Source organism: Streptomyces sp. NBC_00820 (genome assembly GCF_036347055.1).
GTDB lineage: Bacteria > Actinomycetota > Actinomycetes > Streptomycetales > Streptomycetaceae > Streptomyces.
Map to the genome: position 1 here is coordinate 930,456 of NZ_CP108882.1, position 24,000 is coordinate 954,455.

25 protein-coding genes and 1 pseudogene are annotated in these 24,000 nt (G+C 73.3%); 11 read left to right on the forward strand and 15 right to left on the reverse strand.

Annotated features, from left to right (window positions below):
- Window positions 1-170: 170 nt before the first annotated feature.
- The 4 genes from OIB37_RS04345 to OIB37_RS04360 all read right to left on the reverse strand — a co-directional run bounded on the left by OIB37_RS04345 (window position 171) and on the right by OIB37_RS04360 (window position 3,517).
- Entirely contained in the window at window positions 171-374 is a 204-nt protein-coding gene (locus OIB37_RS04345; protein ID WP_330456171.1) for a hypothetical protein, read from the reverse strand.
- An 83-nt stretch (window positions 375-457) separates the two neighbouring features.
- Window positions 458-901 carry a hypothetical protein gene (locus OIB37_RS04350; protein ID WP_330456172.1) on the reverse strand — a complete coding sequence of 148 codons (444 nt, stop codon included), beginning with the start codon at window positions 899-901 and terminating at the stop codon, window positions 458-460.
- Complete coding sequence (locus tag OIB37_RS04355; RefSeq protein ID WP_330456173.1) at window positions 898-2,136, reverse strand: ROK family protein; 1,239 nt, start codon at window positions 2,134-2,136, stop codon at window positions 898-900. The genes OIB37_RS04350 and OIB37_RS04355 overlap by 4 nt, the downstream gene beginning before the upstream one ends.
- A gap of 715 nt (window positions 2,137-2,851) precedes the next feature.
- Complete coding sequence (locus OIB37_RS04360; RefSeq protein ID WP_330461769.1) at window positions 2,852-3,517, reverse strand: alpha-ketoglutarate-dependent dioxygenase AlkB family protein; 666 nt, start codon at window positions 3,515-3,517, stop codon at window positions 2,852-2,854.
- A 114-nt stretch (window positions 3,518-3,631) separates the two neighbouring features.
- Between OIB37_RS04360 and OIB37_RS04365 the strand changes: the two genes are divergently transcribed.
- A complete protein-coding gene (locus OIB37_RS04365) occupies window positions 3,632-4,768 on the forward strand; it encodes a methyltransferase (RefSeq protein ID WP_330456174.1) in 1,137 nt (378 codons plus the stop codon).
- Here the strand turns inward: OIB37_RS04365 and OIB37_RS04370 are convergent.
- Window positions 4,755-5,618 carry a class II fructose-bisphosphate aldolase gene (locus OIB37_RS04370; RefSeq protein WP_330456175.1) on the reverse strand — a complete coding sequence of 288 codons (864 nt, stop codon included), beginning with the start codon at window positions 5,616-5,618 and terminating at the stop codon, window positions 4,755-4,757. The genes OIB37_RS04365 and OIB37_RS04370 overlap by 14 nt on opposite strands.
- 25 nt (window positions 5,619-5,643) lie before the next feature.
- The gene (locus OIB37_RS04375; protein ID WP_330456176.1) at window positions 5,644-6,525 is read right to left on the reverse strand and encodes an SIS domain-containing protein; all 882 of its coding nucleotides are present in this window, start codon (window positions 6,523-6,525) and stop codon (window positions 5,644-5,646) included.
- Window positions 6,526-6,647: 122 nt separating this feature from the next.
- Between OIB37_RS04375 and OIB37_RS04380 the strand changes: the two genes are divergently transcribed.
- Complete coding sequence (locus OIB37_RS04380; protein ID WP_330456177.1) at window positions 6,648-7,427, forward strand: DeoR/GlpR family DNA-binding transcription regulator; 780 nt, start codon at window positions 6,648-6,650, stop codon at window positions 7,425-7,427.
- 98 nt (window positions 7,428-7,525) lie between these two features.
- On the opposite strand, the gene OIB37_RS04385 is transcribed toward OIB37_RS04380, so the two are convergent.
- Window positions 7,526-7,921 carry a luciferase domain-containing protein gene (locus OIB37_RS04385; protein ID WP_330456178.1) on the reverse strand — a complete coding sequence of 132 codons (396 nt, stop codon included), beginning with the start codon at window positions 7,919-7,921 and terminating at the stop codon, window positions 7,526-7,528.
- A 455-nt stretch (window positions 7,922-8,376) separates the two neighbouring features.
- Between OIB37_RS04385 and OIB37_RS04390 the strand changes: the two genes are divergently transcribed.
- Both OIB37_RS04390 and OIB37_RS04395 read left to right on the forward strand, forming a co-directional pair.
- Window positions 8,377-9,579 (forward strand): MFS transporter, encoded by a 1,203-nt coding sequence (locus OIB37_RS04390; protein WP_330456179.1) that lies wholly within the window; start codon window positions 8,377-8,379, stop codon window positions 9,577-9,579.
- A 156-nt stretch (window positions 9,580-9,735) separates the two neighbouring features.
- Complete coding sequence (locus OIB37_RS04395) at window positions 9,736-10,479, forward strand: maleylpyruvate isomerase family mycothiol-dependent enzyme (protein ID WP_330456180.1); 744 nt, start codon at window positions 9,736-9,738, stop codon at window positions 10,477-10,479.
- A gap of 27 nt (window positions 10,480-10,506) precedes the next feature.
- Here OIB37_RS04395 and OIB37_RS04400 read toward each other — a convergent pair whose 3' ends face one another.
- Entirely contained in the window at window positions 10,507-10,899 is a 393-nt protein-coding gene (locus OIB37_RS04400; protein ID WP_330456181.1) for a MarR family winged helix-turn-helix transcriptional regulator, read from the reverse strand.
- 230 nt (window positions 10,900-11,129) lie between these two features.
- On the opposite strand from OIB37_RS04400, the gene OIB37_RS04405 reads away from it, so the two are divergent.
- Window positions 11,130-11,414 carry a DUF6332 family protein gene (locus tag OIB37_RS04405; RefSeq protein ID WP_330456182.1) on the forward strand — a complete coding sequence of 95 codons (285 nt, stop codon included), beginning with the start codon at window positions 11,130-11,132 and terminating at the stop codon, window positions 11,412-11,414.
- Here the strand turns inward: OIB37_RS04405 and OIB37_RS04410 are convergent.
- The 3 genes from OIB37_RS04410 to OIB37_RS04420 all read right to left on the reverse strand — a co-directional run bounded on the left by OIB37_RS04410 (window position 11,375) and on the right by OIB37_RS04420 (window position 14,190).
- A complete protein-coding gene (locus tag OIB37_RS04410; protein ID WP_330456183.1) occupies window positions 11,375-12,040 on the reverse strand; it encodes a response regulator transcription factor in 666 nt (221 codons plus the stop codon). The genes OIB37_RS04405 and OIB37_RS04410 overlap by 40 nt on opposite strands.
- Window positions 12,037-13,260, reverse strand: a complete 1,224-nt coding sequence (locus OIB37_RS04415) for a sensor histidine kinase (RefSeq protein ID WP_330456184.1) — start codon at window positions 13,258-13,260, stop codon at window positions 12,037-12,039. Before OIB37_RS04415 ends, OIB37_RS04410 begins: the two co-directional genes overlap by 4 nt.
- 237 nt (window positions 13,261-13,497) lie before the next feature.
- The gene (locus OIB37_RS04420; protein WP_330456185.1) at window positions 13,498-14,190 is read right to left on the reverse strand and encodes a TetR/AcrR family transcriptional regulator; all 693 of its coding nucleotides are present in this window, start codon (window positions 14,188-14,190) and stop codon (window positions 13,498-13,500) included.
- Window positions 14,191-14,335: 145 nt separating this feature from the next.
- Here OIB37_RS04420 and OIB37_RS04425 point away from each other — a divergent pair, with 145 nt between their 5' ends.
- Complete coding sequence (locus OIB37_RS04425) at window positions 14,336-14,788, forward strand: nitroreductase family deazaflavin-dependent oxidoreductase (protein ID WP_330456186.1); 453 nt, start codon at window positions 14,336-14,338, stop codon at window positions 14,786-14,788.
- A 74-nt stretch (window positions 14,789-14,862) separates the two neighbouring features.
- Here the strand turns inward: OIB37_RS04425 and OIB37_RS04430 are convergent, their stop codons facing one another.
- Window positions 14,863-16,197, reverse strand: coding sequence for a geranylgeranyl reductase family protein (locus tag OIB37_RS04430; RefSeq protein WP_330456187.1), 1,335 nt, complete (start codon window positions 16,195-16,197; stop codon window positions 14,863-14,865).
- Window positions 16,198-16,366: 169 nt separating this feature from the next.
- Here OIB37_RS04430 and OIB37_RS04435 point away from each other — a divergent pair, with 169 nt between their 5' ends.
- Entirely contained in the window at window positions 16,367-17,722 is a 1,356-nt protein-coding gene (locus OIB37_RS04435) for a dipeptidase (RefSeq protein WP_330456188.1), read from the forward strand.
- Window positions 17,723-17,783: 61 nt separating this feature from the next.
- Window positions 17,784-18,500, forward strand: a complete 717-nt coding sequence (locus tag OIB37_RS04440) for an MBL fold metallo-hydrolase (RefSeq protein ID WP_330456189.1) — start codon at window positions 17,784-17,786, stop codon at window positions 18,498-18,500.
- A gap of 275 nt (window positions 18,501-18,775) precedes the next feature.
- Here the strand turns inward: OIB37_RS04440 and OIB37_RS04445 are convergent, their stop codons facing one another.
- Both OIB37_RS04445 and OIB37_RS04450 read right to left on the reverse strand, forming a co-directional pair.
- Entirely contained in the window at window positions 18,776-19,819 is a 1,044-nt protein-coding gene (locus tag OIB37_RS04445) for an NUDIX hydrolase (protein ID WP_330456190.1), read from the reverse strand.
- A gap of 222 nt (window positions 19,820-20,041) precedes the next feature.
- A complete protein-coding gene (locus OIB37_RS04450) occupies window positions 20,042-20,233 on the reverse strand; it encodes a hypothetical protein (RefSeq protein WP_330456191.1) in 192 nt (63 codons plus the stop codon).
- 252 nt (window positions 20,234-20,485) lie between these two features.
- On the opposite strand from OIB37_RS04450, the gene OIB37_RS04455 reads away from it, so the two are divergent.
- Complete coding sequence (locus OIB37_RS04455; RefSeq protein ID WP_330456192.1) at window positions 20,486-20,839, forward strand: hypothetical protein; 354 nt, start codon at window positions 20,486-20,488, stop codon at window positions 20,837-20,839.
- Window positions 20,840-20,931: 92 nt separating this feature from the next.
- On the opposite strand, the gene OIB37_RS04460 is transcribed toward OIB37_RS04455, so the two are convergent.
- Window positions 20,932-21,897, reverse strand: a complete 966-nt coding sequence (locus OIB37_RS04460; protein WP_330456193.1) for an ROK family protein — start codon at window positions 21,895-21,897, stop codon at window positions 20,932-20,934.
- Between the two features lie 241 nt (window positions 21,898-22,138).
- Here OIB37_RS04460 and OIB37_RS04465 point away from each other — a divergent pair, with 241 nt between their 5' ends.
- Both OIB37_RS04465 and OIB37_RS04470 read left to right on the forward strand, forming a co-directional pair.
- Window positions 22,139-23,188, forward strand: coding sequence for a LacI family DNA-binding transcriptional regulator (locus OIB37_RS04465; RefSeq protein WP_330456194.1), 1,050 nt, complete (start codon window positions 22,139-22,141; stop codon window positions 23,186-23,188).
- A gap of 64 nt (window positions 23,189-23,252) precedes the next feature.
- Window positions 23,253-23,897, forward strand: a pseudogene (locus tag OIB37_RS04470) (hypothetical protein).
- Window positions 23,898-24,000 lie beyond the last annotated feature (103 nt).

Sequence of the window (24,000 nt, forward strand, 5' to 3'; positions counted from 1 at the left end):
TGCCGCCTCCGGCCGGATCGCGGGCGTGGGGGGCAAGCTGCTGCCATGAGTGCGGTCGGCCGTCGCGGTGTCCGCTGCGGGGCAGTCGGCCTCGGCAGAAGGCGTCCGCCCGCCACGGCCGAAGGGGGCTGGTCTCGGCAGGAGACCGGCCCGGTGGCGGGAGCCGCGGCTCAGTCGGAGGTCAGGTCGTGACGGCGTACGACCGGCTCCAGGTAGTCGGCCCGCGGCCCGTCCAGTCCGTCCAGGGCGGCCGCTGAGCGGATCAGCTCGATCCGGTCGAACTCGGCTTCTCGGCCCCGGGCGGTCTCCGCCCTCGCCAGCTCCGCGTACCGCTCGCCCAGCTCGGCCGCCGAACGTGGCGGCGCGGTGAACATGACGCCGACGTTGCCGCCGTCGCCCCGCGTGGCCAGCCTCAGGGTCAGGGCGTCGGCCGGGGTGTCGGAGCCGATCTCCTCGGTCAGTTCACGGGCGGCGTGCAGCGCAGACCGGCCAGGTCCAGCTCGTCCTGTCCGTCGGGGGGTTCGACGGTCCCGCCGGGCAGCTGCCAGCGTCCCGGCGCCGAGGTCGAGGGGGACATCCGGCCCACCAGCAGCCGGCCGTCGTCGGAGGGTTGCAGTACGGCGACGAACAGGGCCGGCCAGGTGGGCGCGTCCGGAACCTGGCGCAGGGCGCGGTAGCGGTAGGTGGCCCGGGCCCAGGACAGGACCAGGCCGTCGGGACCGTCCCGCTCCATCCCCGTCAGCGCGGCCACCGGGCCGTCGAAGAGCGCCGGGTTGGCCCGTACCGCCTCCTCCCAGTGGCGGTCCATCGCCGCGCGGTGGCGCGGGGACAGCTCCGGAGCCGGTGTCTCGACGAGCCGGATGCGCGGCGCGTCCCAGAGGTCCACCGCGTCGGCCGTCATCGCAGCGCCCCCAGCGGATCGTCCAGTACCGGCTGCCACGCCAGCTCCGCCGCGCCGACCAGGCTGTCGTGGTCCAGGGTGCAGGGCAGGATGGGGACTCCGCCGCTCTGGCCCCACAGGCTGCGGCCGGCGACGACCGCGCGCAGTCGCCCGGGGTCGGCCTCCAGGAGGGTGCGGTGCAGGCCGCCGAGGATGATGCGGTCGGGGTTGAGGATGTTGACCAGGCCCGCGAGGCCCTGGCCGAGGCGGTCGATCAGGGTCTCGGCGGCGGTGCGCACGGACGGGTCGGCGTACTGGGTGCGCAGCAGGTCGTTGGCCTGCTGGAGCAGGGAGACCTCGGGTCCGGGTGCGCGGCCCGCCTCGACGAGCAGGGCGAGCGGGTCCGCCTCGACGTCCAGACAGCCCCGGCTGCCGCAGTGGCAGGGGCGGCCCTCGGGGTTGACGGTGAGGTGGCCGACCTCCAGGGCCAGGCCCGAACTGCCGGTGTGCAGGCGGCCGTCGAGGACCAGCGCACCGCCCACGCCCCGGTGGCCGGTCGCCACGCACAGCAGGTCCCGGGCGCCCCGGCCGGCGCCGTGCCGGTGTTCGGCGAGCGCGGCGAGGTTGACGTCGTTGCCCGCGAAGGCGGGGCCGGTGATGCCAGCGGCGCGTACGCGGTCCGCGAAGAGCCGGCGGACCGGCGCCCCCACCGGCCAGGCGAGGTGCAGGGGGTTGAGGGCGAGGCCGTCGGGTTCGGCGACGGCGGACGGTACGGCGAGGCCGGCGCCCACACAGCGCAGGCCCGTCTCCCGCAGGAGTTCCGCCCCCGCCTCCACGACCGAGCCCAGTACCTTCGCCGGGTCGGCGTCGACCGTCTCGCAGCCCGGCGCGGTCGCCACGATCCGCCCGCCCAGGCCGACCAGCGCCGCGCGGAAACCGTCGGCGTGGACCTGCGCGGCGAGCACCACCGGGCCGTCCTCGGCGACCTCCAGCCGGTGCGAGGGACGCCCCTGCGCGCCGGCCGCCGCGGTGGGCCGGGCGTCCACCCGGATCAGGCCCAGGGCCTCCAGCTCGGCGGCCACCGCTCCGGCGGTCGCCCGGGTGACCCCGAGTTCGGCGGTGAGCACGGCACGGGTCGGTGCCCGCCCGGTGTGTACCAGCTCCAGCGCGGGGCCGAGCGCTCCGCGCCCCCGGTCCAGCCGCACCCTCGAGGTGTTCCCTTCCCCCGCCTTCCGGGGGGCCTCCTTGCCGCTCATGAGGGCGAGTCTCCCATGATCCGCAGCCGTCGTGGCCTGCGCGGCCGTGCTCGAACGGCGGAGACACCGGGCCACCCCCGGCTCGCTCACCCGCGGGGGCGTACCGCCCGGCTCACCGACCACGCCCTGACGGCGCGGACAGCCGCGGAGTCCCGCCCACCCGCCGCTCCCCGCCCGACGGCGCTGACGCGCTCACCCGCCGCACGGGACCGGCTCACGGCCGCCACATGGCGCCCGCTCGGACGCCCGCTCGGGCTCCCGTACGACTCCACACCCACACTCGCGGGGCCACGCCCGCGGCCTCCCGGCCGCACGCTGCCCGCACCCCACCGAACACGAGACACCCACCGAACACGGGCACCACCCCGCTGCCCCACCCCGCGCGCCCACACGCCCACCCCCCGTCCACGGCGCCAGGCCCCGCACCCGCGAGCGACGCCGGCCCGCTCATCGGCCAGGCCGTCCCGGCTCCACACCCGCGGGGCGAAGAGCCCGCCGCCTCCCGGTCGCGGCGTGTCGCCCAGGGACCGGCCGCGAACGCCGACCCCCTCGCGCGCCGAGCGACGCCGGCCCGCTCACCCGCCCGAACGACGCCGTCCCCCTCGCCCCCACACCGTCCCGGGTCCACCACGCACAGGGGCCCAGGCCTCCGCGTCGTCCGCATCCGCACACCCACCGGACGCGAGCCCCCGGTCCACCACCCCGCTCCCCCGTCTCACCCACCCCGCGCGGCCGGCCCGCTCACCCGCAGCGTGATGTTCAGCCGTCCCGTCAGCCCCAGCTCGGCGGGTGCGGTGCCGGGGTGTACGCGTGGCACGCCGTGGTGGGCGAGGCGGGACGGCCCACCGAAGACGAACAGGTCGCCGCTGCGGAGTTCCACGTCCGTGTACGGCCGCGTACGGGTCTCGGTGTTGCCGAAGCGGAAGACGCAGGTGTCGCCGAGGCTCAGCGACACCACGGGCGCCTCGGATCTCTCGTCGGCGTCGCGGTGCATGCCCATGCGGGCGTCGGCGTCGTAGAAGTTGATCAGGGCGATGTCGTACGGCTCCCGTGGGACGGCCCCCGGGCCGAGCGCGTCGGCGACCGCACCGCGGGCCAGCTCGTCCAGCCAGGGAGGGAAGGGCTTCACGGGGGCGCCGTCGCCGTCGACGACCGTGCGGGCGTAGGCGTACGGGTACCAGTGCCAGCCCAGACAGACCTGCCGGGCGGTCATCGTGCCGCCGCCGGGGGTGCGGACGGTGCGCAGTCCGGCCGGGGGCCGCGCCCACTCCCGGCAGGCGGTGAGCAGCGCGCGCTGCCGCTCGGCGTCCAGCCAGTGCGGGACGTGCACGGCGCCCGGCGCGACCTCGGCCCGCTCGCGCGGGAACAGCTCCGCGTCCATGCGCCCCCTGTGCTCCGTGCGCTCCATGCGCTCCATGCCCTTCATCCTGCCCCAGACCCGTCCGACCGGTCGTGAGCTGCGACTCGGCTAGCCTGGAGCACGATGAACGACCGCATGACGACTCCGTGGGCCGAGCTCGAACTGACCCGCCACCCCGAGGATCCCCGCGACCGGCTGCGTGCCTGGGACGCCTCCGACGCCTACCTGCTCCGGCACCTCGCCGAGGAGAAGGTGCCGCTGACGGGCACCGTCGTGGTCGTCGGCGACCGCTGGGGCGCGCTGGCGACGGCACTCTCGGAGCACCGGCCCACCCAGATCACCGACTCCTTCCTGAGTCAGGAGGCGACCCGGGCGAACCTGGCGCGGGCCGGTGTCGAACCCGGCGCCGTGCGCCTGCTCACCACCCAGGACCCGGTGCCCGAGCGGGTGGACGTGCTGCTCGTGCGCGTGCCGAAGAGCCTCGCGCTCCTGGAGGACCAGCTGCTGCGGCTCGCGCCCGCCGTGCACGCGGGGACGGTGGTCGTGGGCACCGGAATGGTGAAGGAGATCCACACCTCCACACTCCAGCTGTTCGAACGGATCCTCGGACCGACCCGGACCTCGCCGGCCCAGCAGAAGGCCCGGCTGATCTTCTGCACCCCCGACCCGGACCTCGTGCGGCCCGCGAACCCCTGGCCGTACGGCTACGCCCTGCCGGACGGCATCGGCCCGGTCTCCGGACGCACCGTCGTCAACCACGCGGGTGTCTTCTGCGCCGACCGGCTCGACATCGGCACCCGGTTCTTCCTCCAGCACCTGCCGTCCGGTCCACGCGGGGGCCGCGTGGTGGACCTCGGCTGCGGCAACGGCGCGGTCGGTACGGCGGTGGCGCTGGCCGATCCGGAGGCCGAAGTGCTGTTCGTGGACGAGTCGTTCCAGGCCGTGGCCTCGGCGGAGGCGACGTACAAGGCCAACGGGGTGCCCGGGCATGCCGAGTTCCGGGTGGGTGACGGGCTGGCCGGGGTGGCGGCGGGCAGTGTGGACCTCGTCCTGAACAACCCGCCGTTCCACTCCCATCAGGCGACGTCCGATGCGACGTCCTGGCGGATGTTCACCGGGGCGAAGCGCGCGTTGCGGCCGGGCGGCGAGCTGTGGGTGATCGGCAACCGGCACCTCGGGTACCACGTCAAGCTCAAGCGGCTGTTCGGGAACTGCGAACTGGTTGCCAGCGACCCGAAGTTCGTGCTGCTGAAGGCCGTCAAGAAGGGTTAGCGCGGGCGAGGACGCCGATGATCCGGGCCACCTCTCGGACCATGGCCTCCCTTCCCACCTTGAGGTATCTGCGGGAGTCGACGGCCTCGGGGTGTGCGGCCAGGAAGCCGCGGATCGCGGTGGTCATGGCCGCGTTGAGTGCGGTGCCGACGTTGACCTTGCCGATGCCGCCGGCGACCGCCGCGACCAGGGCGTCGTCGGGCACGCCGGAGGAGCCGTGCAGGACGAGCGGGACGGGCAGGGCGGCGGACAGCCGTTCGAGCAGGTCGTGGTCGAGGGCGGCGGTGCGCGTGGTCATGGCGTGCACGCTGCCGATGGCCACGGCGAGGGCGTCGACTTCGGTGCGCGTGACGAAGTCGCGGGCCTGGCCGGGGTCGGTGCGGGCGCCGGGCGCGTGGGCGTCCAGCGGGGGACCGCCGTCCTTGCCGCCGACCTGCCCCAACTCGGCCTCGATCCAGAGGTTCCGGCTGTGCGCACAGTCGGCCGCGACGCGGGTGGCGGCCAGGTTCTCGGTGTAGGGCAGGCGGGACGCGTCGTACATGACCGAGCTGAACCCGGCGCGCGCCGCCTGGCGGAGCAGGTCGTCGCTCTGCACGTGGTCGAGGTGCAACGCGACGGGTACGGTGGCGCGTTCGGCGGCGGTGACGGCCGCGCGGGCCAGTGGCAGGAGCCGTCCGTAGCGGAACTTGACGGCGTTCTCGCTGACTTGGAGGACCACGGGCGCGCCGGTGGACTCGGCTCCCGCGATGACGGCCTCGACGTGTTCGAGGGTGATGACGTTGAAGGCGGCGACGGCGGAGCGGGCTTCCGCGGCGCGGGTGACCAGCTCTCCGGTGGTCGCGAGGGGCACGGTTCGGTCCCTTCCGGGGCGCGGGTCAGGGGGTGAGGATGACCGAGCGGGTGAGGTGGCGCGGGTTGTCCGGGTCGAGGCCGCGAGTGGCGGCGAGAGCGATGGCGAGGCGCTGGACGCGGACGAGTTCCGCCAGCGGGTCCAGGCCGCTCTCGATCCACAACCCGCCTGTGGCGCGGACCTGTTGGGCGAGGCCCTCGGGTGCCTCGCCGAACATCCAGGCCGCGGTGGACTCCGTGGTGATGCTGATCGGCCCGTGGCGGTACTCCATCGCGGGGTAGGCCTCGGCCCAGGACAGCGATGCCTCGCGCATCTTCAGGCCGGCCTCGTTCGCGAGTCCGACGGTCCAGCCGAGGCCCAGGAAGGTGAACTGCGCGCATTCCAGCAGCCCTTGGGGCAGGGGCGCGGTGAGGGCCGTGCGGGCGTCGGCGACGGCGGAGTCGGCGTGCAGCCCGAGGTGTGCGCGCAGGAGGGTCAGGGCGGTGGTGGCGAACCGGGTCTGCACCACGGAGCGTTCGTCGGCGAAGTCGAGGACGACCACATCCCCGGCGGCCGCCATCACAGGGGTACCGGGGTCGGCGGTGATCGCCGTGGTCCGCGTTCCGCCCTTCAACTCGCCCAACAGTTGCAGCACTTCGGTGGTGGTGCCGGAGCGGGTGAGGGCCACGACCCGGTCGTAGGACCGCCCGACCGGGAACTCGGAGGCGGCGAACGCGTCCGTCTCCCCCTGTCCGGCGGACTCGCGCAGGACGGCCGCCGCCTGCGCCATGAAGTACGAGGTCCCGCACCCGACGAACGCGACCCGTTCCCCCGGTGCCGGCAGCGCGTAGGCGTGTCGCCCGGCCTCCTCCGCCGCCCGTATCCAGCACTCCGGCTGGCTGTTCAGCTCGTGCTCGACATGGCTCATGCCACACCTTCCCCTTGCTGAATTTTCCTGCAAGATATAGCGAGTTTTCGAGCATAATCAAGCATTCGAGCGCGGATTCAGGTGCGTTAGGGTCGCCGGGAACGCGGAGAACGGAGGTGCGGATGTCCCGGGACGCCCGCTGGAAGGCGCTGCTGGAACTGCTCGTCGAGCGGGGCCGGCTGGAGGTCGAGGAGGTGGCCACCGAGCTGGAGGTGTCGGCGGCGACGATCCGCCGCGACTTCGACCAGCTCGCCGAGCAGCAGATGCTGGTGCGCACGCGGGGCGGGGCGGTCGTGCACGGGGTGTCGTACGAACTGCCGTTGCGCTACAAGACGGCCCGCCGCGCCTCCGAGAAGCAGCGGATCGCCAAGGCGGTGGCCGAACTCGTGGCGCCCGGCGAGGCGGTGGGGCTGACCGGCGGCACGACCACCACGGAGGTGGCCCGTGCCCTTGCCGTTCACCCCGGCCTGGGCGCCGGCTCACCCGCGCTGACCGTCGTCACCAACGCGCTCAACATCGCCAACGAGCTGGCCGTGCGGCCCCAGTTCAAGATCGTGGTGACGGGTGGCGTGGCACGCCCTCAGTCGTACGAGCTCATCGGGCCGCTCGCGGACGGTGTCCTCGGTCAGATCACCCTCGACGTGGCGGTGCTCGGCGTCGTCGCCTTCGACGTCACGCACGGCACGGCCGCGCACGACGAGGCCGAGGCCGCGATCAACCGTCTGCTGTGCGAACGCGCCGAGCGGGTGATCGTCGCCGCGGACTCCAGCAAGCTGGGCCGGCGGGCGTTCGCCCGCATCTGCGCGACGGAGCTGGTGAACACCCTCGTGACGGACACAGCGGTGGAACGGGAGACCGTACGGCGATTCGAGGAGGCGGGGGTACGCGTCCTCACCGTGTGAGGAGCCGGGGCCGGCAGGGCGGCGAGCCGCGAGCCGCCAAGTCGCTGACGAAGGACAGCGCGGCGGGAGGAGGGGAGCGTCCGGCCGCGGGCGTGGTGTCACAGGCCGCCGTGATCCGCCTTCACGAATCCGGCGCCCCGCTGGTCGTTGCAGCCGAACAGTGGCCGGTCGGCCGGGTCGGGCCAGGTCTGCTGGGCCTGAAGGGCCACGCTCACCAGGGTCAGCAGCAGGTCGACGTCGCTGGTGGCGTCGAGCCGGAGGGTGACCCACTGCGAACCCGGCACGATACGGACGGGTCCGGAGCCGCTGAGATCCTTGCTGAACCGCCGGATGGCCCGATGCGTCAGCCGCAGGTCGACATCCCGCTCCGAGTGGAAGTGGGCGATCTCGCCCTCCGCCGAACTCACCGCCTGCCCCAGGCCGCAGCTCGGGGTGGTCTGTCTCAGATCCGGCCAGGTCGCCAATTGCGCGAGCGCACGCGCGGCCAACGTCATGGCACCATCATGGCCTGATCACCCGTCGGCAACCAGTTGGTGAGCAAGCATTAACCGACCCGCATCCGGCGCTGTTTCGGACACGCGCGCACCCGGCCTGGAACGGAGGTCGGTCGTCCGCCCGCGGAACACCGCTTCCCCGGCGCCCGGCCGGAACCGACGCGCGGTCCGCGTCACGCAAGTCCGCGCAGATCAGCGGGATTACCGGGTCGTTCCCACCCGCCTTCGGGCCCCGAACGCCGCACGCACGCTCGCACGCTCGCCCGCACGACCGGCTCACGCGAGCACCTCCTCCAGCCAGCCGGCCACCTCGTTCGTGACGCCGACCGCCGCACACCCCGTTCCGCACCCCGCACCCCCCGTGCCCCCCGTGCCCCCCGCACCGTGCCCTCGCCTCCGCCCGCCCCCGGCCATATCCTCTTGCCCGACCAACCACCCCGTCCTAGGCTTCTTTTGTGCCGCAAATAAACAAAGCCCGCTCGCACACCGTCGTGCCGGGCCGCGACCTGACCGTTCTGCGCGCCGCCATCACCGCCTTCTTCGCACTCGACGGCTTCATCTTCGCGGGGTGGGTCGTCCGCATCCCCGACATCAAGCGGCAGACCCACGCCTCCGCGGGCACGCTGGGGCTCGCGCTGCTCTGCGTCTCGGCGGGGGCCGTCCTGACCATGCCGCTGACCGGGCGTTTGTGCCGTCGCTACGGCAGTCATCCGGTGACCGTCGCGTGGATGGTGGTGCTCGCGCTGAGCGTCGCGCTGCCACCGCTCACCCACTCGGCACCGGCGCTCGGCGGCGTTCTGCTGCTCTTCGGGGCTGCCTACGGCGGGGTCAATGTCGCCTTCAACAGCGCCGCCGTCGATCTCGTGGCCGCGCTGCGCAGGCCGGTGATGCCGAGTTTCCACGCGGCCTTCAGCCTGGGCGGGATGATCGGTGCGGGGCTGGGCGGGATCGTCGCCGGCGCCCTGTCCCCCGGCGGGCATCTACTGGGGCTCACCTGCGTCGGGCTGGCCGTCACCGCCGTGGCCGGACGCGCACTGCTGCGGCACGAGGCTCCGGTGCCACCTGAGCGGCTGCGGCCGGAACCGACGAGAGGTGCGGAGCGGTCCGAGGGGCGTGGCCGCGGACTGGTCGTCGTGTTCGGACTGGTCGCCCTCTGCGACGCGTACGGCGAGGGCGCCATGGCCGACTGGGGCGCCCTGCACCTGCGGCAGGACCTGGGCACCTCGTCGGGGACTGCGGCGGCCGGATACTCGTGCTTCGCGCTGGCGATGACCGTCGGCCGGCTGACGGGGACGAGGCTGCTGGAGCGGCTCGGACGCGCCCGGACCGTGATCGCCGGTGGCGCCACGGCGGCCGCGGGCATGCTGATCGGCTCGCTCGCGCCGTCCGTCTGGGCGGCGTTGGCCGGCTTCGCCGTCACCGGGATCGGGCTGGCCAACCTCTTCCCGGTCGCCATCGAGCGGGCCGGTGCGCTGGCGGGCCCCTCCGGCGTCGCCGTCGCCTCCACGATCGGCTACGGCGGCATGCTCCTCGGCCCGCCCGCGATCGGATTCGTGGCCGAGTGGTCCTCGCTGCCCACGGCCCTCACGAGCGTGGCCGCACTGGCGGCTGCCGCCGCGCTGATCGGGGTGTTCACCCGCCGGGCCTTGGGGAGTTGAGCCCGGCGGATCACCCTCGGACACCGGCCCCGCGGCAACCGCCGACGGACCCGGGGAACGAGCGTCTCCCGCGGAACACCCGCGGAGGAGAACGGAGCCCCTCACTGTGCATGACTCGCCGTGCATGACTCGCGGTCCGTCCGGCACACTCGCCCCATGAATACTGCGGAGTTCCTTGAGACGCTCGACCGGGAGGGCAGGCTGCTGGCCTCCGCCGCGGCGGAGGCGGGACCGGACGCCAAGGTGCCGACGTGTCCGGAGTGGCAGGTCCGGGACCTGCTGCGGCACACGGGGGCGGTACACCGCTGGGCGGCGGGATTCGTCGCCGAGGGGATCGCCGAGCCGCGGCCCCTCGACGACACCCCGGACGTGGACGGGGAAGAGCTGGTGGCCTGGTACCGGGACAGTCACCGGTCGCTGGTCGAGACGCTGGCGGCCGCGCCGGACGACGTGGACTGCTGGACGTTCCACCGCGCACCCTCCCCCTCGCCGTTGGCGTTCTGGGTCCGGCGGCAGGCGCACGAGACGACCATTCACCGGTACGACGCCGAAGCGGCCCGGGGCGGGGAAGTGTCCCCGATCGCGGCGGACTTCGCGGCGGACGGCATCGACGAGCTGCTGCGCGGTTTCCACGCCCGGTCGAGGAGCCGACTGCGCAGCGAGGAGCCGCGGGTGCTGCGGGTACGGGCGGCCGACGCGGGTGCGGACGCGGTGTGGACCGTACGGCTGTCGGCGGACGCGCCGGTGACCTCGCGGGACGCGGCCGGGGAGGCGGACGCCGAACTGTCCGGGCCCGCCGACCTGTTGTACCTGGCGCTGTGGAACCGGGTGCCGGTGCCGGACGTCAGCGGGGACGAGAGCGTGGCCGAGCTGTGGCGGGAGAGGGGCGGGATCGGTTAGCCGAGCGGCTCCGGCAGGTGAGGTTCGTCAGCGCGCCAGCATCCGTGCGAGCACCGCGCGCTGCACGGGCCGTACCTCGCCGTGGAGCGCCCGGCCCTTCGCCGTGAGCACCACCCGCACGCCGCGCCGGTCCTCCGGGCACATGGCCCGCTGGACGAGGCCGTCCTTCTCCAGGCGGCCGATCAGCCGGGACAGCGCGCTCTGACTGAGATGGACCCGCTCGGAGATCTCCTGCACGCGATAGGCACAGCCGCCGTCCGGCGCCGTGCCCTCGGCGAGCACGTCGAGCACCTCGAAGTCGCTGGCGCACAGACCGTGTCCGTTCAGGGCCCGGTCCAGCTCGCACTGGGTGCGGGCGTGCAGGGCCAGGATGCCCCGCCACTCCTCAACGAGCGTCTGCTGGAGTTCGTTCGCCGCCATGAACGCACCGTAACAGAGGAGACACATTGTTGCACCAGCATTAAATGCACCTGCATTCTATCTTTCGGGATTTCCCAGAAACTCCCGGAAGCCGCTGGAAGCTCCCGGAAGCCCGGGAAGCGCGACTTCGGACCGGGCGGGCGCCCCCTCCCGGCGGACACCCCCTGCGGCCGCGTCATCGCCCGGCGGAGTCGCCGTCCTGCCGGTCACGCCTCTGTGAGACTGGCGGCATGAGCGGACACGGGGGACGGCGCACCGACGCCGAGCGGGACGCGGTCACGGTGGAGATCGGGTACGCCCTGGCCGGCGCGGCCTTCGCGGCCGCGGTGGTGTTCGGGGCCGTCGCCGGCCCGGCGCTGCTCTTCGAGCTGCCGCCGCTGCCGCGGGCCGTGCTGCCGCGACTCGGACTCGCGGTCGCCGCGGTGCTCTTCGTGGCCCGGGTGGTGAGTGTGCTGGTGCGGTTCCGGCAGGCGGCTCAGCCCAGCCAGCCCGGCCGCACCAGTCCCGACTCATAGGCCAGGACGACGAGTTGGGCGCGATCGCGGGCGCCCAGTTTCACCATCGTGCGGCTCACGTGGGTCTTGGCGGTCAACGGGCTGACCACCAGGCGGCGGGCGATCTCCTCGTTGGACAGACCGATGCCGACCAGCGCCATCACCTCCCGCTCCCGCTCGGTGAGCCGGGCGAGGGAGCCGGCGGCCGCGGGTTCCTTGGAGCGGGCCGCGAACTCGGCGATGAGGCGGCGGGTGACGCCCGGCGAGAGCAGCGCGTCACCGTCGACCACCGCCCTTACCGCGCGCACGAGTTCGTCGGGCTCGGTGTCCTTCACCAGGAATCCGGAGGCGCCCGAACGGATCGCCTCGAAGACGTACTCGTCGAGTTCGAAGGTGGTGAGCATCACCACCCTCACGTCGCCCAGTTCCGCGTCCCCGGTGATGCGCCGGGTCGCGGCGAGGCCGTCGAGCACGGGCATGCGGATGTCCATCAGGACGACGTCGGGCCGCAGTTCACGCACCCGGCGCAGCGCCTCCTCGCCGTCCGCCGCCTCCCCGGTCACCTCGATGTCCGGCTGCGCGTCGAGCAGCGCCCTGAAACCGGCCCGCACGAGCGACTGGTCGTCGGCGAGCAGTACCCGGATCACTGGTCCTCCCTGGTGTGCGCGGGCAGTACGGCGACCACCCGGAAGCCCCCGTCGGGACGCGGTCCCGCCTCGATCGTGCCACCCAGCGCGGCCGCGCGTTCGCGCATGCCGGCCAGCCCGTTGCCGCTGCCGCCCGCGTCGGCTCCGGTCGCGGGTCCGTCGTCGTCGACGCGCAGCAGCAGTTCGCCTCCGGCGTCCGCGAAGCACACACGCGCGTGCCGCGAACCGGAGTGCCGTACGACGTTGGTGAGGGCCTCCTGCACGATCCGGAAGACGGCCAGGTCGGCGCCGGGCGGCAGACGCGGCGGCTCGCCCAGGACCTCGACCGTGAGCCCGGCGGCCGCCGCCTGTTCGACCAGCTCCCCCAGCCGGTCCAGGCCGGGCGCGGGAGCGCGCGGCGCGGCGCCGGGGGCACGCAGGGTGTCCAGGACCTGGCGCACCTCTCCCAGCGCCTCCTTGCTCGCCGCCCTGATGGTGGTGAGCGCCGACCGCGCCTGCTCGGGGTCGCTGTCCAGCAGCGCCAGCCCCATGCTCGCCTGGACGTTGATGACGGAGATGCTGTGCGCGAGCACGTCGTGCAGCTCGCGGGCGATCCGCAGCCGCTCCTCGTCCGCACGCCGCTGTGCGGCCTGGGCGCGGTCGGCGCGCTCGCGCGCCCACTGCTCACGCCGGACGCGCGCCAGTTCCGACAGCGCGAGGATGGCCAGCACCCAGGTGGCGACGACGATCTCCTGGGTGACGCTCGCGCTGCGGTCCCCCGCGGGCGGAAGCCACCGGTACAGCCAGAGTGCGATCAGGACGTGCCCCGCCCACAGCAGGCCGACCGCCGCCCAGGCGGCCCGGCGGTGCCCGGCGGCGACGGCACTGACACAGCCCACCGCGACCGTCAGGAACACCGGCCCGAAGGGGTACCCCGCGCCCAGATAGACCAGGGTCACCGCGGCCGTACCGAAGACGACGGCCGACGGGTGGCGGCGGCGCCACAGCAGCATGAGCGAGGCCAGGAGCAGCAGCACGCGCGCGTAGCCGTCGAGCGGTTCGCGGTGGGGCTGCCCGTGTGCGGCGAAGTTCGAGCCGACCAGCACGAACACGGTGATCAGCACGGTGGAGCGCCAGGGCAGCCCGGCCGGGCGCGACTCCGCCCGCTCGGCGGAACGGTTCCACCCTGGAGGCCCGTACCGCCACCAGTGCGAGATCCCGGGTCCGTGCCGCTCTTCCATACCCGCAACGCTAGACGGCACCACCCCGCGGAGACGTCAGCCGAGCGAGGTGATCACGCGTACTCCCCGGGGAGTACGACGGCCGCGGTACGAGGGCTCCGCTACGACGGCTCCGGCACGAGGACTCCGGTACGCGGGCTCCGGCACGAGGGCTCCGGTGCGGCGGACCACGCGGGTGCGGGCCGGCGGCAGCGCACACCCCGGTCCACGGCGGCCCGCGCGGACCGGCACCGGGACTCAGGGACGGCCGAGGCCCACGCTCTCCCCGAGGCGTCCCACGGCGTGCCGGAAGAACGTCGCCCGGTCCTCGACCATCCGGTTGAACTGTCCGAACAGCTCGAAGCCGACCAGGCCGTACAGCTCCGCCCAGGCCGCGACGAGGGCCGTCGCGGCCTCCGGCGGGAGGTCCGGGGCCAGGGCCGCCGTCAGGCGTTCGGCCTCCGGGCGCAGGTCCGCGGGGAGGGGGAGGGGGGTGAGGCCGGGGCCCTGGTGGGCGTCGCGGACCACTGCGATGAGGAGCAGGCCCACACGGGAGGCGGCGGGGACCGTGGTCATGGGTGCGGAGTAGCCGGGGACGGGGGAGCCGTAGATCAGCGCGTACTCGTGCGGATGGGCGAGCGCCCAGCCCCGCACCGCCTCGCACACGGCCGTCCAGCGGCGCGTGAACTCCGCCGCGGGCACCGCCGCGTGCACGGTTTCCGCCGCCTCGCCGAGGGAGTCGTACGCGTCGATGATGAGCGCGGTCAGCAGGTCGTCGCGGCTGGGGAAGTAGCGGTAGAGCGCGGAGGAGACCATGCCGAGCTCCCGGGCGACGGCCCGCAGCGAGAGCTTGGCGGCGCCCTCGGCGGCGAGCTGCCGGCGGGCCGCGTCCTTGATGGCCGCGGTGATCTCGTTCCTCGCTCGCGCCCGGGCGCCCTGTGCGGTGCTCATGCGAGCAGTGTGTCACGGGAGCGGAGCAGTGCACACGAAAAGGAGCGGTGCACAAAAACGAGAGCACTGCTCTTGCGTTGGAGCGCCCGTCACCCCACACTGGAGTCGATCGAGAGCACCGCTCTCCCAAACCGTGGGGGTCACCATGTCGTCGTCGCCGTACTACCTCGAGGGCAGCCCGCTGAACGTCCGCCTCAACAGCGTCATCGGCTGGCTCGCCCGACGCGGGCTCAGCCTGGCGGGCAGTGCCGAGCTGTCGGTGCGCGGGCGCAAGAGCGGCCAGATGCAGCGTGTCCCGGTCAACCCTCACACGTACGAGGGCGGGCAGTACCTGGTCTCGGCGCGCGGCCACTCCCAGTGGGTGCGGAACATGCGGGCCGCCGGCGGCGGGGAGCTGCGGGTCGGCCGGAAGGTGCGCGCGTTCACCGCGGTGGAGCTTCCCGACGACGAGAAGCTCCCGATCCTGCGGGCCTACCTGGAGAAGTGGGGCTGGCAGGTCAACGCGTACTTCCAGGGCGTGACCGCCGAGTCCACGGACGCGGAGATCCTCGCGGCGGCCCCCGACCACCCGGTGTTCCGGTTCACCGTCACCGGCTGATCACTGCCGGCACCCGATCACTGCCACCGGCAGATCACTCCCACCACCTGATCGCCCTCACCGACCGGTCACCGTCACGAGCCGGTGGTGCCCTCCTCCGGCTCGGCGGGGGCAGCCGAGGGCGCCGGTGCCGCGTTCACCGGACCGGCGGAGTCCGCCGCTTCCGCCGGTTCCGAGGACTCCGGGTCGGCCGCGTCCGACTGCCGTCGGTCCAGCACCGCCAGAGCGCGCTGGGCGATCGGGCGGGACCTGACCATCTCGCCGAGCGACGACGAGCCCTGGGTGATCTCCTTGAACGCCCGCCAGGCGGGCCGGAAGCCGGTCAGGCCCGCGTGGAAGAGACCGGGACGGCGTTCGAACATGGTCAGCAGGCGCTTACCGATGCTCATCTCCACGCCGAGTCCCGCCTTGATGGCGAACGCGTAGTTCAGGGCCTGGCGGCGGGTGTCGACGGCGTCGTGCGCCTCGGCGATCCGGACCGCCCACTCCCCCGCCAGCCGGCCCGAGCGCAGCGCGAAGGAGATGCCCTCGCGGGTCCAGGGCTCCAGCAGCCCCGCCGCGTCACCGCAGACCAGCACCCGGCCGCGCGAGAGCGGCGAGTCTTCGGCACGGCAGCGGGTCAGATGCCCCGAGGAGATGCTCGGCTCGAAGCCGGCCAGGCCCAGGCGGGCGATGAAGTCCTCCAAGTACCGCTTGGTGGCGGCGCCTTCACCGCGCGCCGAGATCACACCGACCGTCAGCGTGTCGCCCTTGGGGAAGACCCAGCCGTAACTGCCCGGCAGCGGGCCCCAGTCGATGAGCACCCGCCCCTTCCAGTCCTCGGCGACCGTCTCCGGCACCGGGATCTCCGCCTCCAGGCCGAGGTCGACCTGGTCCAGCTTCACGCCCACGTGCGCGCCTATGCGGCTCGCGCTGCCGTCGGCGCCGACGACAGCGCGGGCCAGCACCGTCTCACCGCCCTGGAGCACCACCGCGACCGTACGCCGGTCCGGTACCGCCGAGCCGTGCTGCTCCACGCGCTGCACCGTGACGCCCGTACGCAGTTCGGCACCCGCCTTCTGCGCGTGCTCCACCAGCTGCTGGTCGAACTCGGGCCGGTTGATCAGCCCGAACAGCATCTGCCTGGAGCGGCGGGTGCGCGTGAAACGGCCGTTGTTCGAGAAGGTGACCGCGTGCACCCGGTCCCGGAACGGCAACTCGAAGCCGGGCGGCAACGCGTCGCGCGAGGGGCCGATGATGCCGCCGCCGCAGGTCTTGTAACGGGGCAGTTCCGCCTTCTCCAGCAGCAGCACGCGCCGCCCCGCGACCGCGGCCGCGTAGGCCGCCGAGGCGCCGGCGGGTCCCGCGCCCACCACGACGACGTCCCACACCCGCTGCACTCCGTCCGCCGAAGAGTTCTCGCCGCTCACGATGGTCTACCGCTCCGATCAAGCCGCTGCCGTTCCCCCCGAGCTCCTGGCTTCGCGAGAGCGGGGGAACCCATGTCCCCCGCATCCTACGGCGGTCGTGGCCGTCGGCCACTGTGGGAGGATCTGTGTATCTCAGCAGATCAACGTCGCACCCACGAGGAGCGTGCCCATGTCGTCGAATCCGGTCGCCGAGACCGTCGCATCGCTGCTGCCCCGGGCGAAGGCCGAGCTGACCGAGCTGGTCGCCTTCAAGTCCGTGGCTGACTTCACGCAGTTCCCGAAGAGCGAGAGCGAAGGTGCCGCGAACTGGATCACCGACGCGCTGCGCGCCGAGGGATTCACCGATGTGGCGCTGCTCGACACCCCTGACGGCACGCAGTCGGTGTACGGCTACCTGCCCGGCCCGGAGGGCGCGAAGACCGTTCTGCTCTACGCGCACTACGACGTCCAGCCGCCGCTCGACGAGAACGGCTGGACCACTCCGCCGTTCGAGCTGACCGAGCGGGACGGCCGCTGGTACGGCCGCGGGACCGCCGACTGCAAGGGCGGCTTCATCATGCACCTGCTCGCGCTGCGCGCCCTGAAGGCGAACGGTGGCGTCCCGGTGAACGTCAAGGTCATCGTCGAGGGCTCGGAGGAGCAGGGCACGGGCGGCCTGGAGCGGTACGCCGAGCAGCACCCCGAGCTGCTGACGGCGGACACCATCGTCATCGGCGACGCGGGCAACTTCCGGGTCGGCCTGCCGACGGTGACCACCACCCTGCGCGGCATGACGCTGGTCCGGGTCCAGATCGACACCCTCGCCGGCAACCTCCACTCGGGCCAGTTCGGCGGTGCCGCTCCGGACGCGCTGGGCTCGCTGATCCGGGTCCTGGACTCGCTGCGCGCCGAGGACGGCTCGACCACGGTCGACGGTCTCGACGCCACGGCCGCCTGGGAGGGTCTGGAGTACACCGAGGAGCAGTTCCGCAAGGACGCCAAGGTGCTCGACGGGGTCAAGCTGATCGGCGGGGGCTCGGTCGCGGACCGCATCTGGTCCCGCCCGGCCGTCACGGTCATCGGCATCGACTGCCCGCCGGTCGTGGGCGCAACCCCGTCCGTGCAGTCCAGCGCGCGGGCGCTGATCAGCCTGCGCGTGCCGCCGGGCGTGGACGCCGCCGAGGCGACCAAGCTGCTGCAGGCCCACATCGAGGCCCACACCCCGTGGGGCGCCCAGGTCACCACGGAGCAGATCGGCCAGGGCCAGGCCTTCCGCGCCGACCCGTCCAGCCCCGCCTACCAGGCGATGGCCGACGCGATGGCGGTCGCCTACCCGGGCGAGACGATGCAGTACGCCGGCCAGGGCGGGTCCATCCCGCTGTGCAACACCCTCGCCGGCCTGTACCCGCAGGCGGAGATCCTGCTGATCGGCCTCAGCGAGCCGGAGGCGCAGATCCACGCGGTCAACGAGAGCGTGTCCCCGGAGGAGCTGGAGCGCCTTTCGGTCGCCGAGGCGCTGTTCCTGAGCAACTACGCAGCGGGCTGAACCCTTCTGCCCACCGCAGAGCGCCCTCGCCCCGCGCGAGGGCGCTCCCTACGGTCGGCACATGGACGTCATCGAACTCCTTCCCCGCCTCCATCTGCTGCGCTTCCCCGTCGGTCAGGCCTATCTCTGGCGTGACGAGGAGGAGTTGACGCTGGTCGACGCGGGGCCACCGGGAGCGGGCCGGGCGATCCTCGACGCGATCACCGCTCGGGGCCACGCACCGCGATCCGTACGGCGGATCGTGCTGACCCATTTCCACGTGGACCACGCGGGTGGAGCCGGGGAGTTGGCGGCGCTCACCGGAGCCGAGGTACTGGCGCACCGGCTGGAGACGCCGTATGTCACCGGGCAACTCCCGGTTCCGCCACCGGCGTTCGAGGAGTGGGAGCTGCCGATCCACGCGGAGGCCTCGCGGCTCCTGCCCGAGGACGAGCCGCTGCCTCCACGCGAGGTCACACCTGTGTCCGGCGGAGACGTACTGGACTTCGGCGGCGGTGCTCGGGTGATCCACGTGCCGGGACACACGCACGGCGGCATCGCGCTGTTCGTCCCCGCCGAGGGCGTGCTGTTCACGGGCGACACCGTGGCGGCATCGCCCGTGGACGGGTCGGTGATGCCCGGAGTGTTCAACCTCGACCGGACACGACTGCTGGACTCGTTCCACCGACTGGCGTCGGTCGACGCGGAGGTGGCGTGCTTCGGACACGGTGAGCCGGTGGTGGGGAGAGCATCGGCGACCCTGCGCGAGGCGGCGCACCGGCATCCGACGGCCGACTGAGGCCCGGACGACTGAGGCCCGGACGACTCAGGCTCGGACGGCTGAGGCTCGAACGACTGGCGTCCGGTACGGCCACCGGCAGGACCGGCAAGCATCGCAACCACACGTACTCCGGCACCGCCCGCCGATCACCGCAACCGTGCCCGCGCTCCGGCCGTGTCCGCCGGTCCGGGAATCCCGCGCCCCGCCCGCACTGCCACCCCGCCGCACTGCCACCCCGCCGCACTGCCACCCCGCCGCACTGCCACTCCGCTACCGCGCCGCCGGCCCTCGCGTCAGCCGACCGGGACCCCGGCTTCCAGATAGAGCGGGGCCCCTCGCTCACGAGCCCTGAGGGCCCAGCGCAGCCGCTCGTAGCGGACGGGCGGCAGCATGCCTGCGGCCTCCTGCTCGGTGACGAACCGCCAGTCGCGCAGCTCCGGGCCGGGCAGCACCACCTGTGACGCCTCGGCGGGGTCGAGCCGGCCGCCGTCGAAGAGGAGCCGCAGCCCGCCGTACCCCGGGGGTACGGGCCGCTCCCAGTCCACGACGAGCAGTCGGGGCACCTGCCGCAGTCGTATCCCGGTCTCCTCGGCGACCTCGCGCACACCGGCACGGGCCGGGGCCTCGCCGCGCTCGACCACACCGCCGGGAAACTCCCAGCCGGGCTTGTAGGTGGGGTCCACCAGCAGCACCCGGTCCCGCTCGTCGAAGAGGAGCACGCCGGCGGCCACCGTCTCGGCCGTGGGCTCGGGGGTCTGCACGATGTCACAGGGCCGTACGACCCCGCTGCCGACGGCGTCGGCGACCCGGACCGCGCTCTCGTACGGGGTGAGGGCGCCGGTGTCGACGAGATGGGCGTCGGCGGTGAGCCAGGAGGCGAGGGCGGCCCGGTAGGGCTCGATGTGGTCGTACGCCCACTGCCGCTGCCGCATCTCGCCGTCGGGCAGGTCGGGTGGGACCTCCCGGCCGGCTATTCGCTCACGCAGTATCGTTTCGGCCGGAGCGAGCAGCACATGGCGTACGGCGATACGGCGGGCGGCGAGGCCGCCGAAGATCTCGTCCCGGTACTCCTGGCGCAGCAGGGTCATGGGGACCACCAGGGTCCCGCCCAGTTCGGTGAGCATGGCCGCGGCCGTGTCGATCACGAGGCGACGCCAGATCGGCAGGTCCTGGAAGTCGTCGGCCTCGGCGAGGCACTTGGGCGGTAGCAGGTGCCCCAACGCTCCGCCGATGACTTCGGGGTCGAAGAGCGTGCTGTTCGGGATCAGTTCGATCAGTTCCCGTGCGGCCGTGGTCTTGCCCGCACCGAACGCGCCGTTGATCCAGACGACGGTCACGGTTCCCCCTCTTCTGTTGGCCCCCTGGGGCTTGCCCGTTCCACCCTGCCACGGAAACCACATGCTGATGAGGGCGCGCATCCGTGAGAGCGGGACACCCCAGGGGGCGGGAGCCCCTACGGGAAGGGGCTCCACGGGCAGGCACCCCGGGGCCCCGCGTCTGCGGCACGACCCGCCGGACCGGACTGACAGGACTGACGGGACGGACAGGACGGACAGGCTCTAGTCCTGGCCGAGCGCGTTCTCGCCCATGTCGAAGCTGTCCTGGCTGACGAGGTGGTCGACAGTGCTCAGGGTGTCGGAGACCTGGAGGTCACCGAAGGGTCCTTCGTCCGCGGCATGGGACGGGGTGACCGCGGCCACGACGAATCCGGTGGCGAGGCTGGCGATGGCGAGCATGCTGCGCTTCTTCATGCCGTGATCAACTGCGGAAACGGCCAGGGGTCACGGGGGCACCCGGTGCGGGACGGGGAGGCCCGGTTCGGTCGCGGGGGACGCCACCCGGCACACCAGGTCGCACAGCACACCAGGTCGCACCGGCCCGGCCGCTCAGGCCAGTCACGCCGGTCACGCCGAAAACCCGTCGCACCGATGATCACAGTCCCGGTATCGTCCGGACCTCCGCCCCGCGGGAAGCCCGCAGGCACGACCAGGAGTACGACCACCATGACCAGTCCCCGCCGCACCACGACCCTCTGGCGCCCCACCGGCCCCGAGGAGCTGGACCTGGTGCGCGAGCTGAACTGGCGGGCGTGGCCGCCCCGGCTGCCCGAGCAGCCCATCTTCTATCCGGTCCTGAACGAGGACTACGCGATCAGGATCGCCCGGGACTGGAACGTCAAGCACAGCGGCGTCGGTTTCGTGACGCGCTTCGAGGTGGACTCCGCGTTCCTCGGCCGCTATCCGGTCCAGCGGGCCGGTGGCGAGACCATCCTGGAACTGTGGGTGCCGGCCGAGGAGTTGGACGAGTTCAACGCGCACATCGTCGGCCGCATCGAGGTCGTGCACGAGTTCCGGTGACACGGGGCCGGGGGGCGACAGCGGCAAAGGAACGGACGCTGTCACGTCCCGCCGCCGCCCCCGAACCCCTTCCGCGACTCCCCCGGGCTCCCTCAGACCTCCGCCTCCGCCGCCGTCGCCGTCGCGCCCGGCCCGCGGGACAGTGCTGCCGCCGCCGCGCCGACCAGGCCCGCGTCGGTGCCCATCCGTGCGGGTACGACCGTCAGCCGCTGGACGAAGGAGAGGGTCGCGTAGTCCGTGAGGGCCTTGCGCAGCGGGGTGAAGAGGACGTCGCCCGCCTTGCCCACGCCGCCGCCGATCACCGCGATGTCGATCTCGACGAGGGTCGCGGTGGCCGCGATGCCGGCGGCCAGGGCCTGCGCGGCCCGCTCGTAGGAGGCCACGGCGACCGGATCGCCCTCGCGGGCCGCGGCGGCCACCGCCGCGGCGGACGCGTCGCCGTCGGGGCCGGGCAGCCAGCCCTGCTCCAGGGCGCGCCGGGCGATGTTGGGGCCGCTGGCGATGCGCTCGACACAGCCGCGCGCGCCGCACGGGCAGGAGTCGCCGTCCAGGTCGACGCTGATGTGTCCGATGTGGCCGGCGTTGCCGGTCGGGCCGGGGTGCAGCTTTCCGCCCAGGACCAGTCCACCGCCCACCCCGGTCGAGACCACCATGCACAGCGCGTTGTCGTGGCCGCGCGCGGCGCCCTGCCAGTGCTCGGCCGCCGTGATCGCCACACCGTCGCCGATCAGCTCGACCGGCAGACCGCCCGTGGCCGCGCGCACCCGCTCGACCAGGGGGAAGTCGCGCCACCCCGGCACGTTCACCGGGCTGACGGTGCCCGCCGAGGCGTCCACCGGACCGGCGCTGCCGATGCCGATCGCACCGGCGCCTCCCCACAGGGGTGACCCGGCGAGGTCGCCGAGCACCTCCTCGACGGCCCGCATGACCGTCTCGCCCTCCTGCTGCGCGGGCGTCGCGCGCTGGGCGCGCGCCTGGATCCGTCCGTGGCCGTCCACCAGCGCGCCGGCGATCTTGGTGCCGCCGATGTCCAGGGCCGCCACGAGGTCGGTGTGCATCAGAGTCAGTTCTCCCCGTTGAACGTGAGCAAGGGTCCGGCGAGGTGAGATGGAGTCACATCGCGGAAGCGCCGCGCGGGCGGTCGCGGTGGGGACGCGGACCGGAGACGGCGGTGGACAGTCTCTCTCGCATCTGACAACGTTGTCCAGGCTCTATGCTCGACGCCACATCCTCATCTCTTCCCTGGATGGACGCACCACCCCCGTGGACACCCCGGACGACAGGACAGGACGCCGTATCGTGCCCGAGACCACCCGCCGCGCAGACCGCCTCACCGGGACCCGTTACGGCAACCGGCCCACGATGAAGGACGTCGCCGCGCGCGCCGGGGTCGGCCTGAAGACGGTGTCCCGCGTGGTCAACGGCGAGTCCGGGGTCACCCCGGACACCGAGCGCCGGGTACAGGAGGCGATCGTCGCGCTGGGCTTCCGCCGCAACGACAGCGCGCGGGTGCTGCGCAAGGGGCGTACGGCGAGCATCGGCCTGGTCCTGGAGGACCTCGCGGACCCCTTCTACGGCCCGCTGAGCCGCGCGGTCGAGGAGGTGGCGCGGGCGCACGGAGCCCTGCTGATCAACGGTTCCAGCGCCGAGGACCCGGAGCGGGAACAGGAGTTGGCGCTCGCCCTGTGCGCCCGGCGGGTGGACGGCCTGGTGGTGATCCCGGCCGGGGACGACCACCGGTATCTGGAGCCGGAGATAAAGGCGGGCGTGGCGACCGTGTTCGTGGACCGGCCGGCCGGCCGGATCGACGCGGACGTGGTCCTGTCCGACAACTTCGGCGGTGCCCGTGACGGCGTCGCCCATCTGATCGCGCAGGGCCATCGCCGGATCGGCTTCATCGGCGACATGCCCCGCATCCACACCGCGGCCGAGCGGCTGCGGGGGTACCGGGCCGCGATGGAGGACGCGGGGATACCGGTCGCGGAGGGCTGGATGTCCCTCGGGGTGACCGATCCGGAGCGGGTGCGGCGGGCGGCCGAGGAGATGCTGTCCGGACCCGATCCCGTCACGGCGGTCTTCACGGGCAACAACCGGGTGACCGTCACCGTGATCCGGGTGCTCGCCGAGCACTCCCGCCCCGTCGCCCTCGTCGGCTTCGACGACTTCGAGCTGGCCGACCTGCTCCGGCCGGGCGTGACGGTCGTGGCCCAGGACGCGGCCGCCCTCGGCCGAACCGCCGCCGAGCGTCTCTTCCGCCAGTTGGATGGCGCGCTCATCGCCCCGGAGCGCATCGAGCTGCCGACCCGGCTGATCACCCGCGGCTCCGGCGAACTGCCGCCCGCGGACTGAGGCGCCCGTGACCGGCCACACCCTGGACGAACTCGGCCTCGCCGCGGCACCCCGCGACCACCCGCTGCTCTACCCGGGCGCCTGGCCCGCCGACTCCGGCCTGCTGCGCGGCGACCGGATGCTCCCGCTGGAGCGTCTGGTGCACGACGACCGGGTACCCGTCCTCACCGTCGGCTCCAGCGCCTGCCCCGGGCAACTGCGGCACAAGATGGAGCAGTTCACGATCGACTCCCCCGTGCCGATGGTCCGGACGCGGGTGAGCGGGCTCGCCGTGGGCATCTCCGCGCACGTCAGCCGCATGGGGTACGTCTCCGCGTCGCCCGTCAAGTCCCCCGGCTCCTCGGCCGAGTTGTTCGTCATCTGACTGGATTCCAGGCAACTGGCGGTGATCGACGCCACCGAGGGCATCCCGCTTCCCGACGGGAACTTCCGGCGGGCCTGGCTGCCTTCGGCGGCCGTACGTGTCGTCATGGCCGACGGCCGCGTGCTCCCGGGGGTCCACGCCTATGTCAACAGTCATGGGGTGCTGCGGAACGGCGAGGACGTGCCGCGCGGCCATCCGGGCCAGCGGCCCCTCCTCGAAGAGCTTCTGGAGAACGCACAGTTGAGGGAGCTGTTCGGTGACACCCCGCGGCAGTTCACCGACCGGGCCCGCACGGACGCGGAGCTGTGCGCGCGAGGTACGCGGCTGTTCCGGGAGCTGGGCTGAGTGACGGAGTCCGGGCTGGAGCGGTACGCCATGTGACGCCCGCGCACAGACGGCCCCGCCCGCGCACAGACGGCCCCGCCCACGCACGGACAGTCCCCTCCGG

What these genes read in the sequence shown, in the direction of transcription:
- OIB37_RS04400 (WP_330456181.1), bottom strand. Translation starts at nt 10,899, where the DNA reads ATGGCGGCGAACGAACTCCAGCAGACGCTCGTTGAGGAGTGGCGGGGC.
- OIB37_RS04380 (WP_330456177.1), top strand. Translation starts at nt 6,648, where the DNA reads ATGTCCCGGGACGCCCGCTGGAAGGCGCTGCTGGAACTGCTCGTCGAG.
- OIB37_RS04450 (WP_330456191.1), bottom strand. Translation starts at nt 20,233, where the DNA reads ATGAAGAAGCGCAGCATGCTCGCCATCGCCAGCCTCGCCACCGGATTC.
- OIB37_RS04435 (WP_330456188.1), top strand. Translation starts at nt 16,367, where the DNA reads ATGTCGTCGAATCCGGTCGCCGAGACCGTCGCATCGCTGCTGCCCCGG.
- OIB37_RS04375 (WP_330456176.1), bottom strand. Translation starts at nt 6,525, where the DNA reads ATGAGCCATGTCGAGCACGAGCTGAACAGCCAGCCGGAGTGCTGGATA.
- OIB37_RS04360 (WP_330461769.1), bottom strand. Translation starts at nt 3,517, where the DNA reads ATGGACGCGGAGCTGTTCCCGCGCGAGCGGGCCGAGGTCGCGCCGGGC.
- OIB37_RS04425 (WP_330456186.1), top strand. Translation starts at nt 14,336, where the DNA reads ATGTCGTCGTCGCCGTACTACCTCGAGGGCAGCCCGCTGAACGTCCGC.
- OIB37_RS04350 (WP_330456172.1), bottom strand. Translation starts at nt 901, where the DNA reads ATGACGGCCGACGCGGTGGACCTCTGGGACGCGCCGCGCATCCGGCTC.
- OIB37_RS04345 (WP_330456171.1), bottom strand. Translation starts at nt 374, where the DNA reads ATGTTCACCGCGCCGCCACGTTCGGCGGCCGAGCTGGGCGAGCGGTAC.
- OIB37_RS04355 (WP_330456173.1), bottom strand. Translation starts at nt 2,136, where the DNA reads ATGAGCGGCAAGGAGGCCCCCCGGAAGGCGGGGGAAGGGAACACCTCG.
- OIB37_RS04420 (WP_330456185.1), bottom strand. Translation starts at nt 14,190, where the DNA reads ATGAGCACCGCACAGGGCGCCCGGGCGCGAGCGAGGAACGAGATCACC.
- OIB37_RS04395 (WP_330456180.1), top strand. Translation starts at nt 9,736, where the DNA reads ATGAATACTGCGGAGTTCCTTGAGACGCTCGACCGGGAGGGCAGGCTG.
- OIB37_RS04385 (WP_330456178.1), bottom strand. Translation starts at nt 7,921, where the DNA reads ATGACGTTGGCCGCGCGTGCGCTCGCGCAATTGGCGACCTGGCCGGAT.
- OIB37_RS04415 (WP_330456184.1), bottom strand. Translation starts at nt 13,260, where the DNA reads ATGGAAGAGCGGCACGGACCCGGGATCTCGCACTGGTGGCGGTACGGG.
- OIB37_RS04455 (WP_330456192.1), top strand. Translation starts at nt 20,486, where the DNA reads ATGACCAGTCCCCGCCGCACCACGACCCTCTGGCGCCCCACCGGCCCC.
- OIB37_RS04440 (WP_330456189.1), top strand. Translation starts at nt 17,784, where the DNA reads ATGGACGTCATCGAACTCCTTCCCCGCCTCCATCTGCTGCGCTTCCCC.
- OIB37_RS04460 (WP_330456193.1), bottom strand. Translation starts at nt 21,897, where the DNA reads ATGCACACCGACCTCGTGGCGGCCCTGGACATCGGCGGCACCAAGATC.
- OIB37_RS04405 (WP_330456182.1), top strand. Translation starts at nt 11,130, where the DNA reads ATGAGCGGACACGGGGGACGGCGCACCGACGCCGAGCGGGACGCGGTC.
- OIB37_RS04365 (WP_330456174.1), top strand. Translation starts at nt 3,632, where the DNA reads ATGACGACTCCGTGGGCCGAGCTCGAACTGACCCGCCACCCCGAGGAT.